The organism is Gottfriedia luciferensis (assembly GCF_002156865.1).
Taxonomy (GTDB): domain Bacteria; phylum Bacillota; class Bacilli; order Bacillales; family Bacillaceae_G; genus Gottfriedia; species Gottfriedia luciferensis.
Genome location: NZ_NCTA01000007.1, coordinates 84,997 through 98,542, shown reverse-complemented (window position 1 = coordinate 98,542; position 13,546 = coordinate 84,997). Strand labels below are relative to the sequence as shown.

Sequence of the window (13,546 nt, the reverse complement as noted above, 5' to 3'; positions counted from 1 at the left end):
TAATTGAATGGGGTTTTTTATGCTCTCCAAATCTATAGGAGGACTGTAATGAAGAAGTTTTTATCTAGTTTACTCGTTGTTTTATTAAGTTTAGGGTTGTTTGGATGTAATAATGATACAGCTCAAAAAGACGCAAAAGGGAATAAAACGGAACAAGCATCATATCCAATGACTATAAAAGATGCAACTAAAAAGGAAGTTAGTTTTAAAGAAGAGCCAAAAAGAATTGTTTCTTTAATTCCTAGTAATACAGAAATCTTATATTCTATTGGTGATGGTAAGCATGTAGTCGGAGTAACTGATTTTGACAATTATCCTAAAGAGGTAAAATCGGTAGATAAAGTTGGCGGAAGTAATGCTGATATGACATTTAATGTTGAAAAAATTATTTCACTAAAACCTGATTTAGTGTTAGCACATGAATCAGGGATGGGTATTTCTGCAGACGGATTAGCACAAATAAAGCAAGCGGGAATCAATGTTTTTGTTGTAAAAAATGCAGCAACAATTAAAGATGTTTATGATACAATTTTACAAGTAGGTAAAATTACTAGTAAAACTGAACAGTCTAAAAAAGTTGTGAGTAATATGAAGACCAAATTAGATGAGATTAGTAAGAAAACAGCAAAAGCATCATCTAATCCAAAAGTTTGGCTTGAAATATCTGGCCCACCTGAAATATATACAGCTGGTAAAGGGACGTTTTTAGATGAAATGATTTCAATTGTTCACGCTAAAAATGTAGCTGAAAAAGAAAAAGGTTGGGTACAGTATAGTGAGGAATCTGCGATTAAAGCAAATCCAGATGTCATTTTAACTACATATGGTGATTATACTCCAAATTTAGAAAAAGTCGTTATGGCAAGAAAAAATTGGCAATCAGTAACTGCAATTAAAGATAAACGTGTTTATGATATTAATGCAGATAAAACAAACAGACCAGGTCCTAGACTTGCAGAGGGAGTAGAAGAAATTGCAAAGGCGGTTTACCCAGAGCTTTTTAAATAATTCTATTTTTATCTATTTAATTTCAGCTATTTTATTAATCTTATTATTTATTTTAGGGGTTTCGATTGGTTCAACATCGATTCCCTTTTCTTCTGTCGTTTCAAGCTTTTCAGATTCTCTATTTAAAACTGATTATGTTCCTACAGATATACAGACAATTGTGATGAATATTCGTGTGCCAAGAGTATTGTTGGCTGGTTTAGTAGGCGCATGTCTTTCATTAGCAGGTGTAGCATTTCAAGGGATACTTAAAAATCCTTTAGCCGATCCATTTACGCTTGGCGTTTCATCTGGTGCATCTGTTGGTGCAGTATTTGTCTTGTTTTTCCAAATTAGCTTACCTGTGGTTACCTATTTTACTTTACCGGTTGTCAGTATATTATTTGGATTTTGTACGCTTTTATTATTATTACTATTTGTTAGAAAATTAGATCGGTCTTTAAGTATTGAAACGATTATATTAGGTGGAATCATCATTAGTTCTTTTTGTTCAGCTTTATTATCGTTGTTTATTACATTCTCAGATAATGAATTGCGTTCGGTGATTGGATGGTTAATGGGCAATATTGGTGGGAGAGGGATACAATATTCACTAAGTTTACTCCCATTTTTAGTCGTCTCGTTTTTCATCTTATTTAGTCAAAATAGACAACTCGATGCGATGACCTTTGGTAGTACGAATGCAAAACATATCGGAATTGACGTGAAAAAATCAACTTATTTAATCTTATTTACAGGTAGTATTTTATCAGGTGCCGCAGTAGCTGTTTCAGGAACAATTGGCTTTGTAGGATTAGTTGTTCCACATTATACAAGAACAATTGTAGGACCACTACATAAAAAATTGATTCCTTTGTCAATGATAAATGGAGCTATCTTTTTAATTGGATCTGATATATTGTCAAGAGTTGTATTGGCACCTAGAGAATTACCAATAGGTGTAATTACCTCTTTAATTGGCGCGCCAATTTTTGCATTAATTTTACTAAGTTTGAAAAGAAACAGAGGGAAAGTATGATCACTTGTAACGATATCTCATATTCATATGATGGAATTCAAAATGATTTAGAAGAACTTACCTATTCAATTAATCAAGGAGAATGGCTTGGCATTATCGGCCCAAATGGAAGTGGGAAATCTACACTTTTAAATTTACTTTGTGGACTTTTTCAACCTTCTAAAGGAAAAGTCAGGTTAGATGGAGAATTAGTTTCTAGCATGTCTAATAAACAAATCGCAAAAAAGATTGCCGTTTTGTCTCAACAAAATTCTTTTACATTCTCATACGAAGTAAAAGAAACAGTAAAACTAGGCAGAGTTGCTCATTCTTCCTCCTTTTTTCCAACTTGGACTTCTGTAGATGAAAATGCAGTGAAAAATGCTATGTCAATGACAGGAATAAATAAGATGGCAAACAATCTCATTAATGAAATAAGTGGTGGCGAAAGACAAAGAGTTTTTCTTGCCCAATGTTTTGCTCAAGAAACGCCATATATTTTCTTAGATGAGCCAAGTAATCATTTAGATTTGATGCACACAATTAGAATTTTAGATATGTTAAAAGAATTACAACGAAATGAAAGAAAAACAATCGTAACTGTATTTCATGACTTAAACTTAGCTAGTCTTTATTGTGATCGATTATTAGGAATAAAGGATGGAAAACTTTTTATCGAAGGGAAAACAGACTCTGTTTTAACGGAAGAAGTATTACAAGATTTATTTGATACTTCATTTCAAATTTTAGATAATCCTGAAACAAATAAAAAAGTCATCATTTATAAAAGTAATGTATTATAAACTAAATTTAAATTGAAAAAGGAGAATTTTTCATGAAAATTTATACAAAAACAGGCGATAAGGGACAAACTAGCTTAATAGGAAAACGAGTTGACAAAGATGATTTAAGAGTTGAGTCTTACGGGACAATAGACGAGGTAAATACGATTGTAGGTTATGCAATGACCTATTTAGAACATGATGATACGAAAGATATTTACAATGCACTTCAAAAAATTCAACATGAACTTTTTGACTGTGGCGGCGATTTGGCGATCGTAAAAGAAGGTATGCCATTTAAAACGACAGAAAAAATGGTTGAAGAGCTTGAATATTTGATTGATGAATATATGGAAGCAACACCACCATTACAACGATTTATTTTACCGGGTGGATCAAAACCAGCTGCAATCCTTCATCAAGCTAGAGCTGTAACAAGACGTGCAGAAAGAAGTGTCGTTTCACTTATGAAACAAGAAACAATCCATTTACCTGTGTTTTTATACTTAAATCGATTATCAGATTATTTCTTTGCCCTTGCAAGATTAATTAACACGCGTCTAAACATTAAAGATGTAGAGTACGAAAGAGGAGCTATTGTATTTCGTACTGATAAAAGTAAATAACAAACTTAGCGATAGATTTAATTCTTTAATCTATCGCTTTTTTGTGTACTAAAAAATAATTTTAGACATAGAATGGTTGGGTGTGATAAGTAAAACAGGGTTATTGGTTATGTAAAGCATTAAAACAGTAAAAAAGTACCAATTAAGTAGAAATGAATTGGCGTAAAAGGTTTAAATTTAAATGCTTATTCTGTTTTTTTTACATAGCTACCAAGGATGAAATCTCGATGTTTGTGTCATTTTTCCGTTTGTATGTTCCGACCAAACACCTACCACATTCCGTAATAGGAGGATTATGATGTTAGATTTTATTAGAAGATGTTTGTTAATTGTTTTGTTTGTACTAACGATTGGACTTTTATTTATTGGTGGAAATAGGGAGAATTTGAAGGATATTTTATCAGATAAGAATTTTCATGAGCTAAAGATCGTTTCGAATCATTAGAAGCTTGATTCAAAGTTTGTCATGAAAACATAATTTTCAAGAAATAGAACTTCTCAAAAATAAAATGCACTTAGCCAATTACTTTGGATCGGTGCTATTCTTTTTAGAAGTTCTATTTTATTTTTATTCTCACTTTATTTGTTAATAATCCTATTTGTTTTTCATTGATAACATTTTGTCAGGAAAATTTGAATAATGCACTAATTGATTAGAAATAGATTTTTATTTACAAACTGTATTTAATTTAGTAACATTAAAATGTAATTTAATATACGATCTATCTTCGGGGCGGGGTGAAATTCCCCACCGGCGGTAATTAAGTAATGCTTATAAGCCCGCGAGCCTGTTTTTTGGGCAGGATCTAGTGCGATTCTAGAGCCGACAGTATAGTCTGGATGGGAGAAGATGGAGGTTCGCAAGTTCAAAAGTTTACTTTTTGAACGCTTATTTGGCGTACTGAAATTTCTCCCCTATATGTACTGTATAGGGGATTTTATTTTATTTGCATAATTATATTTTTATACTTTTAATTAAATAGAAATCATTGTAGGATATGCAAATTCCGCTAACGCTAATTAAGCGAACCTTTCATTTTTCTTGATAAGATCGGGAAAAAGGAGAGAGGTAATATGCAACAACGTAACAAAGTAAATAAAATGGTAGTAGTAGCAATGCTAAGTAGTATTTCGTATCTATTAATGATGCTGGATTTTCCACTTCCTGCATTTCCGGTTTGGCTACAAATCGACTTTAGTGAGGTTCCAGCTTTAATTGGTGCAATTGTTTTTGGACCATTAGCTGGGGTAGGAGTAGAGTTAATTAAAAACATTCTTCATTACGTTATTAATGGTAGTATGACGGGTGTGCCAATTGGAGAATTTGCTAATTTTAGTGCAGGAGTATTATACATTTTACCTGCTTCTTATTTCTTCAGAAAATATCGTACTGTAAAAGGATTAACACTTGGTTTAATTGTTGGTACAGTAGTGATGACAGGAATTTTAAGCTTATTAAATTATTTTGTTTTCTTACCTGCATATGCACATTTCATGAATTTTAGCTTACCAAATGAAGTAATCGTAACTTCGATTATGCCATTTAATGCGATTAAGGGACTTTTAATTATGATCTTATTCTTAGTATTATTCCCTAAATTAAAGGTTTGGTTAAATCAAAGAATGAATGTTCATAACGTATAAATAAATGAAAGTGTCTACTTAGTTAAAGTAGACGCTTTTTTGTTTATCTTTATTTTTAATTATAAGAACGTTGATTTCCACTACAGGATGCTGGCTTTCCATGGGGCGTGGACCTGAGCCTCCTCGTCATAAAAAGTTCGCAAAAGGGCTTTCTAAATTAATATTAAGTCAATTGAAAATACACTTTAAAAAATATGTATAAAAAAAGAAACCATTTAGAGGTTTCTATTTCATTTTTTTATTTTAATAAAGTTATTTTAATAAAGAAGTTAATACATAACCTTTTTTCGTACCGTATTTAATGTATGAGTATTCACGTTTCGTGCCATAACCTTTACTGTATACATACACTTTTTTACTTTTTTGAACCACCATCATTTTCTTTCCAGTAGCCGAAGGGGTTGTTCTCATATTCGCATTTGATTTGATTGTCATCGTTTTATTTACAGTGATTGCTTTTGGTGTGAATGTTGCTTTGATTCCTTTTGATTTGTTTTCAACTGCATCAACACTTTTAAATGTAAAAGCATAAGTTTTTCCGACAGAAGTAGGGTCACTATAAGTAAACGATGACTTTCCTTTTGGAACGAAAATTCGTTTTCCGTTCGGCAGTGTTACTTCTGTTTGTTTGTAATCATACTCATTTGCTGGTGTAAAGGTCACTGTAATCACACCATTTACATCTTTAAATTTGATATTTTTCGCTTCAACTGGTGGGCGACTTGGATCTTCCCAAATCATTGTTGAACCTTTTGATATATTGCCATTCCAATCAATTGATTGAATTATAACACTTTGAATCGTTGTAAAATTCGTCGGCTTATATGTATAACTTGTTTCACCGTTGTCTAATACTACTTTGTTACCATTTGGTAATGTTAATTTCACTGCATCGAAATCAGCATCAGTTGGATTTTTCCAAGAGTAAACGATATTTTCGCCAACTCTACTTGCACCTGTTTGAATTGCTTCTTTTGGTGCAATTGAATCATTAGTAGTTGCAAATTCAAAAACTACTCCGTCTTCTTCTGATTGTTCATTCCCAGATTTATCAAAACTGAACCCATAAAATGTATAATGAGTATTTCGATCTAAATCATAGAAATAGATTTCATTGTCTTGTGCATCAACATCTGTAATGAATTCTCCGTCTTCATCATATAATGCTAATCCAGCAAAATCACGTTCTTTTGGTGCATTCCATGTTATGTATGCTGCTTTATTAATTGTATCATATTTGATATTTACAACATTACTAGGTGCTGTGATATCTTTATTAGTCGTCACATTGATTTTGGTTTCTTCACCAGCTTCACTATTTGGACCGACCGCATAAATTGAAAACTGATACGATGATTGTTCGTTCAATGAATCATCTACATAAGTTGTTTCGTTTGTACTAGCAAAAAAAACACCATCTCGGTATATAGTATAACCACCATCAGGGTGTTCTGCTGGTTCCCAAGTAAGCTTTACTTGATGATCAGTGTGCGTTTCTTGTAAATTTTTAATTGGTCCAGGGTTTACATAGTCTCCCTCTTCTGCCAAAACTTTACCACTGAAACTAATTAATGAAAATGAAAGTGCTGCTGCCGTGATTAATTTTATGTTTTTCATCTCTATCATCCTCTCCTCCATCAATATATCATAATTCTACTTGAGTTTGTTAAAACTTCTTAATGGATTTTTAATCTAAAAATAGTGATTTTGTAATTGGGGACAATAGCATTATTCATGTTTAGCACTTCATTTCTTTGGATAAAATTAAAACCTATTCATTGCTTAGTGTATAATATGATTGAGGTGTTTAGATGAGTAAAGCTAAAGGTAAGGGCGGAACAGGTAGAGGAACAGATAAGAAAGGTTGGAATAGATGGCAAGCAAGTGCTAGAAAAGCAAAAAGTGCGAAACCATATGTAAGTAAGGGCACTAAAAATAGGGAAGATAGCAAAGACGTGAACAAATAATTGAAATTTATTTCAGATGAATTTGATTATCTTTGCTTTTATTGTTAAAATTAAATTATTACATAGTGTGTATATCACACAAGGAGGTAACAATAATGGAACATGGTAAAGTAAAATGGTTTAATGCAGAAAAAGGTTTTGGATTCATCGAGCGTGAAAACGGTGATGATGTATTCGTTCACTTCTCAGCAATCCAAACTGATGGTTTTAAATCATTAGATGAAGGTCAAGCAGTTACATTTGAAGTAGAACAAGGACAACGCGGACCACAAGCAACGAATGTTAAAAAAGCATAATTAACTAAAAAAGTCAGATTCTATCAAGTAGAATCTGGCTTTTTTTATTTCTTCATGGTTAGATATCTCTGAAAGTAGTTATAAAAATCATCAAAAATATAATAATTAGGGGGGAAAGTAGTGTCAATTGAAATAAAGAGTTTCATTGACGATCAAATGGTAAGAATCCCAGAGGGAGAAATTGAATTAAGAGATGATCGTATAAAAAGCAAATGGAAAACAAAGATAAAGCCATTTCTACTTGCCCGTTATCCAGTAAATATGAGTCTATATAATGCTATTTTAAATGATTCATCTATTTCTTTTGACAGTGATCTTAAACCAGTTGTGAATATTTCTTGGAATGATGCTATTTCTTTTTGTAATCTACTTTCCAAAAAGGCTGGTTTGGATGAGTGTTATTTTATGAGTAATGATGGTGAAAACATAATTTGTGATTGGAGTTCTAATGGCTATAGGCTTCCATCAGAAGCAGAGTGGCAATATGCATGTAAAGCAGGGACAACTGGGTATAGATACGGAGAGCTAGATGAAATTGCTTGGTATAAAGAAAATTCAGGTGGTACGATCAATGAAGTAGGTAGAAAAGAACCAAATGCATGGGGTTTATTTGATATGTTAGGGAATGTTTGGGAGTGGTGTTGGGATTTATATGATGAAGAAGTATACGGTTCCTATCGAATTTTTCGTGGTGGTAGCTGGGCTGAGGTAGCCAGAGGATGTGGAGCCACATGTCGCCGTCGTAGCCATCCAACATTTAGAATAGACGACCTTGGATTCCGTATTGCTCAGTCTTTCTAACTGATTATAATAAATATTTTTAAAATTTTTCTCTTCGCTAATGAGCAAATAGATTTTAAAAAATGAATTGAAAGATACTATTAAGTTTGGAAGATAAGTAACAGATGGGGTGTGAAAAATATGCAAATAGAACATGTAGCTATTTGGGTAAATGATTTGGAACGGATGAAAGAATTTTATGAAAAATATTTTAACTGCCAATCAAACAGTAAATATCACAATCGTATAAAAAAGTTTGAATCTTATTTTCTAACTTTTAAAACAGGAGCAAGATTAGAAATTATGCGTAAAGTAGGTGTTGATCAAAAAAATAATAGTGAACAATTGGGCTGGGCTCATATAGCTATCTCTTTAGGTAGTATGGATGCTGTTAATCAAATGACAGCAAGACTTAAAGAAGATGGATACCACATTGTTAGTAATCCACGTGTCACAGGTGATGGATATTTTGAGAGTGTAATAGAAGATCCAGAAGGTAATATGATAGAGTTAACTATCTAATTCAATTACGCATGCTTTAGTTGGAAATCACAATCGACTTTTAGTCGATTTTTTTATGTTAATGAAAATTTTAATTTAATAAAGTGGTTAGTGGTATTCGGTTCAAAAAGAAGATTTAAAGCTTTTATATTAAATTAAGTTAAAATAGCTTGTTTATGTTTTTTAATTATTTAATTTCTAATTCGAATCGTACTATTCATATTTTAAATACAGGAAAGGCAGGAAAGGCAGGAAAGATAGGAAAGACAGGAAAACATAAAGGACATCTCTTAAGCTGTTTTTTATATCTTCTCCTTTCTCCTGCTTTTCCTTGTTCCTGCTCTTAAGAAATCGAGCATCCTGGAACGGAAATCAACCTTCTTTCTTAAGAACCATATTAATGGTTTAGATGAAGTGGCAAGAGATAAATAAAAAAAGCGACGAAATAACTTCGTCGCAGTTTTTACTATTCGAATTTTAAAGCGTCTCCGTCAAATGCTTCGTCAGCAACTTTGATAGAGTCTGTTGGGCATCCTTCAAATGCATCCATCATGTCATCGATTAATACGTCTGGAATTTCAACGATTCCTTGGTTATCATCTAGAGTAACGTATGCAATCCCCTCATCATCATAGTCATAGATATCAGGTGCAGCTGCGCCACAAGCGCCACATGCGATACAAGTGTCTTTATCAACGATTGTATATTTTGCCATTGTGTTGACCTCCCAAATTATTCCCTGTTTTTGTTACAGATACTATTTTTGTAATGTACCTGTAAACATTTTAAAACGGTTTCCAAAACTTTTCAATATAATTGTACCAGGTTTTGAAAAAAACGAGAAATGATGAAATCTCAAATAAAATAAATAATCTTTTTTATTCGATAAAAATGGTTAGCTTATTGATACATATGATAAGCTAGAAGAAATAAAAACTATGAAGAAAAAAATTAATACCACTACTTTATACTATTAATTATAAGTGAAAAATATTCAAATATATTAATGAGAATAATGTTTTTGAGAGGATTACGATGATTAAACTATCAGTTCTAGAAGAAATCATACTCTATTTAATTCATCGATATAATGGAGAACGAACAATCCAAGGGATTACACATTTATTAAGAGGTAAACAAAGTGCACAAATCATTCAAGACTCACATTTTTATCGCGTAACATCATTTTTTGGGCTTTTTCAATTCCTTACTCAACAGAATATGAGTGACTTAGTTTATCGATTAGAGAAAAATGGATACATCATTCAATATGAAAATAATAATACCTATTTAATAAATAGTAATGGGATTAAGTATTTAGAAAATGTGGATTTACAATTTAATGAATATACTTATTTAAACGGACTACGCTTTAATAGTATTCAAAAAGTTTTTTGGAAAAGATTCACATTATTCTTTCAAACTATTTCAAATTTGAATATGAATGTAAAATATTTTAGAGCGGTAATTCAGGATCAGGATACTCAAGAATGGGTTAAGAAGGAATTATTAAGTTATAAAGGAAGTAAGAATATTTTAGTTAATCATTTTTACGAAGAATTACATAAAATTTTAAAACAGTTAAGTGACGATGATGCTTTGTTATTTGTGAATCGATTATCTGGAGCAAATTCATATGGAATGACATTAGAGCAGATTGCATCAGAAAATAAAATAAATGTAGAAACAACTTATATAAAATCAATAAATGTATTACATCACATTCTTTTCATATTAATTGAAAATAAAAATGATTTTCCTTTCTTAAGTCGTTTTGTCCAAGGAGATAAAAATGCAAATATAACAAATACTTCAATTGAAACAAAGCGATTATTTACAGAGGGTAAATCAATTCAAGATATCGCACATATCCGAAAATTAAAGATTAGTACAATTGAAGATCATATTGTTGAGTGTGTAATAAGTGATAAACGTTTCCCGATTGACCAATTTATTACAAATGAACAGTATACAATGATAAAAAATAAAATTTTAGAGCTAAATACAAGGAAATTAAAAATCATTAAAGAGGCTTTGTTGAATGAAGTATCTTATTTTCAAATTCGTATAACGCTTGCAAGAATGGGGGATATACATGGACCTAAATAATGTATTATATGAAAAGTTCGGCTATACATCATTTAGGAATAATCAAAAGGAAATTATAATTGATTTATTGAACTCAAAAAATGTACTAGCTATGCTTCCAACTGGGGGAGGTAAGTCATTATTATATCAATTGACGGGTCTTCTATTACCAGGAGTTGTTATAATTGTTTCCCCTTTACTATCACTTATGGAAGATCAAGTAGAGCAAATTAAAGCATTTGGCGATAAAAGAGTAATCGCTTTAAATAGCTTTAGAAGTTTTGAACAAAAAAGATACTTATTAAATAATATAAAAAGTTACAAATATATATTTGTCTCACCAGAAATGTTACAAAATCAATTGTTAATACAAAAGCTTTCAGAAGTAACTATTTCCTTATTTGTTGTTGATGAAGCTCATTGCATTTCACAATGGGGACATGATTTTAGACCAGAGTATAAAAGTTTAGGTGATATTAGGCAAAGATTAAATAATCCAACTGTTCTTGCATTAACTGCAACTGCGACAAAAAATGTTCGAGATGAAATAATTGAAACACTTCAATTAGAACATGTTCAAAAATATATTAATTCTGTAAATAGGGAAAATATTGCGATTCAAATCGAAAAAGTTGAATCAGATGAAGTGAAAATTAATAAATTAACGGAATATTTAACTGAATTATCTGGACCGGGAATCATCTATTGTGGAACAAGAGCTATGTGCGAGAAAATTTCACATATCATACGTGAAAAGTTAAGTTGTCGAGTAGCTTATTACCATGGCGGAATGGAACACGAACAGAGAATTTTAATTCAACAGCAGTTTATTCTAAATCAAATTGACATTATTGTATGTACAAGTGCATTTGGAATGGGGATAAATAAACCCAATGTTCGCTTTATTATTCATTTTCAATATCCATCAAATATTGAAAACTACCTGCAAGAAATTGGTCGAGCTGGTCGAGATGGCGACGCTAGTATAGCTATTTTATTTGTTAGTGAAGAGGATCATGAATTGCCATTGAGATTAATAGAAGATGAAATACTTACTGTAAATCAAGTCGAGTCTTTTCTAACCTACATAAATAGAATGGAAGAAAATCCGATAAAATTAACTGATGGTTTACTTTCGAATTGGAAATCAGTTTTTCAATTTAGCGAAATACAATGGACTTCACTTTATTCTGAAATGGTTAAATATCATATGATTGAAAATGATCAATTGTTTATTGATAGAATGAATCGTTCGATAGTTGAATCTATTAAAAGATTAATTTCAGAGCGGAAAAAATTGAAATACCTAAAATTAAAAACAATGCTTGATTTTCTTAATTCAACGATTTGTTATAGAGAAAACTATCTTTCGGTATTTGATGAGAGATTACTGGAAAGACCAAAAAATTGTTGTTCTATATGTGGCATTTCTTTTGATGAATATTGTACAAATCATAAAATGAAATTTGAAAAACTAACCGTTTATTCATGGGAAGAAGAGTTGAGAAATAAATTGGGGCTGTGAGGAATCGAATATGGAGAGTGAATTAAACCGTAAAGAAATTTCGATAAACAACTTAAAGAAAAGTGTTTATGGGACACAATTAATCATTTTAGTCATTGCTATTTTTTGTATCGTATTCTTTATTGGTATAGATCAATTTATGAATAACTTAAGTGAATTGAAAAATTATCGAACTTATTTATATGGATTTGGTGCTGGGTTTTCTCTTGTTTTATTTAATATTTTATTAAATTATACGATACCAGAACGATTATTAGATGATGGAGGATTCAATAAAAGATTTTTTACGTCACTTTCTATTTTTGAAATGACACTTCTTTGTATTCTCATCGCTTTATCAGAAGAGTTATTTTTTAGGGGATTTTTTCAAGCTAAATTTGGACTTGTCATTGCATCAATCATTTTTGCACTTGTTCATTTTCGCTACGTAAAGAAGCCAATATTATTTATTATTGTATTAATTGAAAGTTTTTTTATCGGCTATTTATTTATGCGAACAAATAATATTATCGTCGTATTTATCGCACATTTTATTCTAGATTATGTTTTAGGAATGTATATGAAATTAAGTTTAGAAAGTGAAGAGGAAGTATGAAGAAAAAACTTCAAGATGAAAGCACATCAGGATTAAGTAGAAAAATAAAAAATAAAAAGAATCAAAGGCAATCAGAAGATATCCTAAACTTACCACCGAGAAGTGAGTCGATCAAAAGAAAAGAAGATGAACGAAGACCATGGTGGAAATTAAAATATCCATTAATAACAATATTAGTTTTAATTTTTATCTTACTTCCTTTTGGAGTAGTTAAGTTCGTTGACAGCAAGTATGATAAAATTTTTACTGAAAAAGGTAGCTTAATTGTCCCTTCAAATAAATTCGAAAAAGTAAAAATTGCTACCACTGAAAAATCAAAAAAAAATGATAACAATAATCAAGTTAACCCACCTTTAAAAAATACGAATAAAAATGAAGAAAATCCTATAAAAAATTCTAGTGAGACAGAGGGTGTAAAAGAAACAACCCATCAAGTACAAAGAGGAGAAACATTATTTACGATTTCGATGAAATATTATGGTAATCGAGATGGAGAAGAAATTATACAAGATGCTAATCACTTAGAAAGTATCCAATTAACTCCGGGTCAAATTTTAAAAATACCTTTAAATGTAGACATGGATAAATAGGTTATAGTTTAAGTGATCTAATCATTTTAATAAACTTATGTCCATTTATCCTAAGGGCATAAGTTTTTTTAACACATTTAGAATGTATAGATTCTTAGCGGTTTAGAAAACTCGACGTAGTGCCGATTTTAAGTATTAAGTATAAGT

The 13,546-nt window shown here is 31.0% G+C and carries 16 protein-coding genes and 1 riboswitch; of the genes, 14 read left to right on the top strand and 2 right to left on the bottom strand.

Annotated elements, in window-relative coordinates; genetic code table 11:
• Nucleotides 1-48: 48 nt before the first annotated feature.
• The 6 genes from B7R67_RS08065 (at nucleotide 49) to B7R67_RS08045 (ending at nucleotide 5,057) form a co-directional block, all read left to right on the top strand.
• Entirely contained in the window at nucleotides 49-1,008 is a 960-nt protein-coding gene (locus B7R67_RS08065; protein WP_088069273.1) for an ABC transporter substrate-binding protein, read from the top strand.
• A complete protein-coding gene (locus tag B7R67_RS08060) occupies nucleotides 974-2,026 on the top strand; it encodes a FecCD family ABC transporter permease (protein WP_088069271.1) in 1,053 nt (350 codons plus the stop codon). The genes B7R67_RS08065 and B7R67_RS08060 overlap by 35 nt, the downstream gene beginning before the upstream one ends.
• On the top strand, nucleotides 2,023-2,808 hold the full coding sequence (locus B7R67_RS08055) for an ABC transporter ATP-binding protein (protein ID WP_088069269.1): 786 nt from the start codon (nucleotides 2,023-2,025) through the stop codon (nucleotides 2,806-2,808). Before B7R67_RS08060 ends, B7R67_RS08055 begins: the two co-directional genes overlap by 4 nt.
• A 32-nt stretch (nucleotides 2,809-2,840) precedes the next feature.
• Nucleotides 2,841-3,413 carry a cob(I)yrinic acid a,c-diamide adenosyltransferase gene (locus B7R67_RS08050; protein ID WP_088069267.1) on the top strand — a complete coding sequence of 191 codons (573 nt, stop codon included), beginning with the start codon at nucleotides 2,841-2,843 and terminating at the stop codon, nucleotides 3,411-3,413.
• 298 nt (nucleotides 3,414-3,711) lie between these two features.
• The gene (locus B7R67_RS22070; RefSeq protein ID WP_158095055.1) at nucleotides 3,712-3,858 is read left to right on the top strand and encodes a hypothetical protein; all 147 of its coding nucleotides are present in this window, start codon (nucleotides 3,712-3,714) and stop codon (nucleotides 3,856-3,858) included.
• A gap of 275 nt (nucleotides 3,859-4,133) precedes the next feature.
• A riboswitch (FMN riboswitch) is annotated at nucleotides 4,134-4,269 on the top strand.
• A 218-nt stretch (nucleotides 4,270-4,487) separates the two neighbouring features.
• Entirely contained in the window at nucleotides 4,488-5,057 is a 570-nt protein-coding gene (locus tag B7R67_RS08045; RefSeq protein ID WP_088069266.1) for an ECF transporter S component, read from the top strand.
• Between the two features lie 252 nt (nucleotides 5,058-5,309).
• On the opposite strand, the gene B7R67_RS08040 is transcribed toward B7R67_RS08045, so the two are convergent.
• Nucleotides 5,310-6,683, bottom strand: a complete 1,374-nt coding sequence (locus tag B7R67_RS08040; protein WP_088069264.1) for a fibronectin type III domain-containing protein — start codon at nucleotides 6,681-6,683, stop codon at nucleotides 5,310-5,312.
• Between the two features lie 185 nt (nucleotides 6,684-6,868).
• Between B7R67_RS08040 and B7R67_RS08035 the strand changes: the two genes are divergently transcribed.
• The 4 genes from B7R67_RS08035 to B7R67_RS08020 all read left to right on the top strand — a co-directional run bounded on the left by B7R67_RS08035 (nucleotide 6,869) and on the right by B7R67_RS08020 (nucleotide 8,622).
• Entirely contained in the window at nucleotides 6,869-7,024 is a 156-nt protein-coding gene (locus B7R67_RS08035; RefSeq protein ID WP_088069262.1) for a DUF3934 domain-containing protein, read from the top strand.
• A gap of 95 nt (nucleotides 7,025-7,119) precedes the next feature.
• Nucleotides 7,120-7,320 (top strand): cold-shock protein, encoded by a 201-nt coding sequence (locus B7R67_RS08030; RefSeq protein WP_069032402.1) that lies wholly within the window; start codon nucleotides 7,120-7,122, stop codon nucleotides 7,318-7,320.
• Nucleotides 7,321-7,476: 156 nt separating this feature from the next.
• Entirely contained in the window at nucleotides 7,477-8,121 is a 645-nt protein-coding gene (locus B7R67_RS08025; protein WP_208615637.1) for a formylglycine-generating enzyme family protein, read from the top strand.
• A gap of 120 nt (nucleotides 8,122-8,241) precedes the next feature.
• Nucleotides 8,242-8,622: a VOC family protein gene (locus tag B7R67_RS08020; RefSeq protein WP_088069258.1), complete on the top strand. Its 381-nt coding sequence runs from the start codon at nucleotides 8,242-8,244 to the stop codon at nucleotides 8,620-8,622.
• 445 nt (nucleotides 8,623-9,067) lie between these two features.
• On the opposite strand, the gene B7R67_RS08015 is transcribed toward B7R67_RS08020, so the two are convergent.
• Nucleotides 9,068-9,316 (bottom strand): ferredoxin, encoded by a 249-nt coding sequence (locus B7R67_RS08015; protein ID WP_088069256.1) that lies wholly within the window; start codon nucleotides 9,314-9,316, stop codon nucleotides 9,068-9,070.
• Nucleotides 9,317-9,636: 320 nt separating this feature from the next.
• Between B7R67_RS08015 and B7R67_RS08010 the strand changes: the two genes are divergently transcribed.
• The 4 genes from B7R67_RS08010 to B7R67_RS07995 are packed head-to-tail and all read left to right on the top strand — an operon-like array spanning nucleotide 9,637 to nucleotide 13,399.
• The gene (locus tag B7R67_RS08010) at nucleotides 9,637-10,710 is read left to right on the top strand and encodes a helix-turn-helix domain-containing protein (protein ID WP_088069254.1); all 1,074 of its coding nucleotides are present in this window, start codon (nucleotides 9,637-9,639) and stop codon (nucleotides 10,708-10,710) included.
• The gene (locus B7R67_RS08005) at nucleotides 10,697-12,214 is read left to right on the top strand and encodes a RecQ family ATP-dependent DNA helicase (RefSeq protein ID WP_088069252.1); all 1,518 of its coding nucleotides are present in this window, start codon (nucleotides 10,697-10,699) and stop codon (nucleotides 12,212-12,214) included. The genes B7R67_RS08010 and B7R67_RS08005 overlap by 14 nt, the downstream gene beginning before the upstream one ends.
• Nucleotides 12,215-12,224: 10 nt before the next feature.
• Nucleotides 12,225-12,809 carry a CPBP family intramembrane glutamic endopeptidase gene (locus B7R67_RS08000; protein ID WP_088069250.1) on the top strand — a complete coding sequence of 195 codons (585 nt, stop codon included), beginning with the start codon at nucleotides 12,225-12,227 and terminating at the stop codon, nucleotides 12,807-12,809.
• Nucleotides 12,806-13,399, top strand: coding sequence for a LysM peptidoglycan-binding domain-containing protein (locus B7R67_RS07995; protein WP_088069248.1), 594 nt, complete (start codon nucleotides 12,806-12,808; stop codon nucleotides 13,397-13,399). Before B7R67_RS08000 ends, B7R67_RS07995 begins: the two co-directional genes overlap by 4 nt.
• The last annotated feature ends 147 nt before the right edge of the window (nucleotides 13,400-13,546 follow it).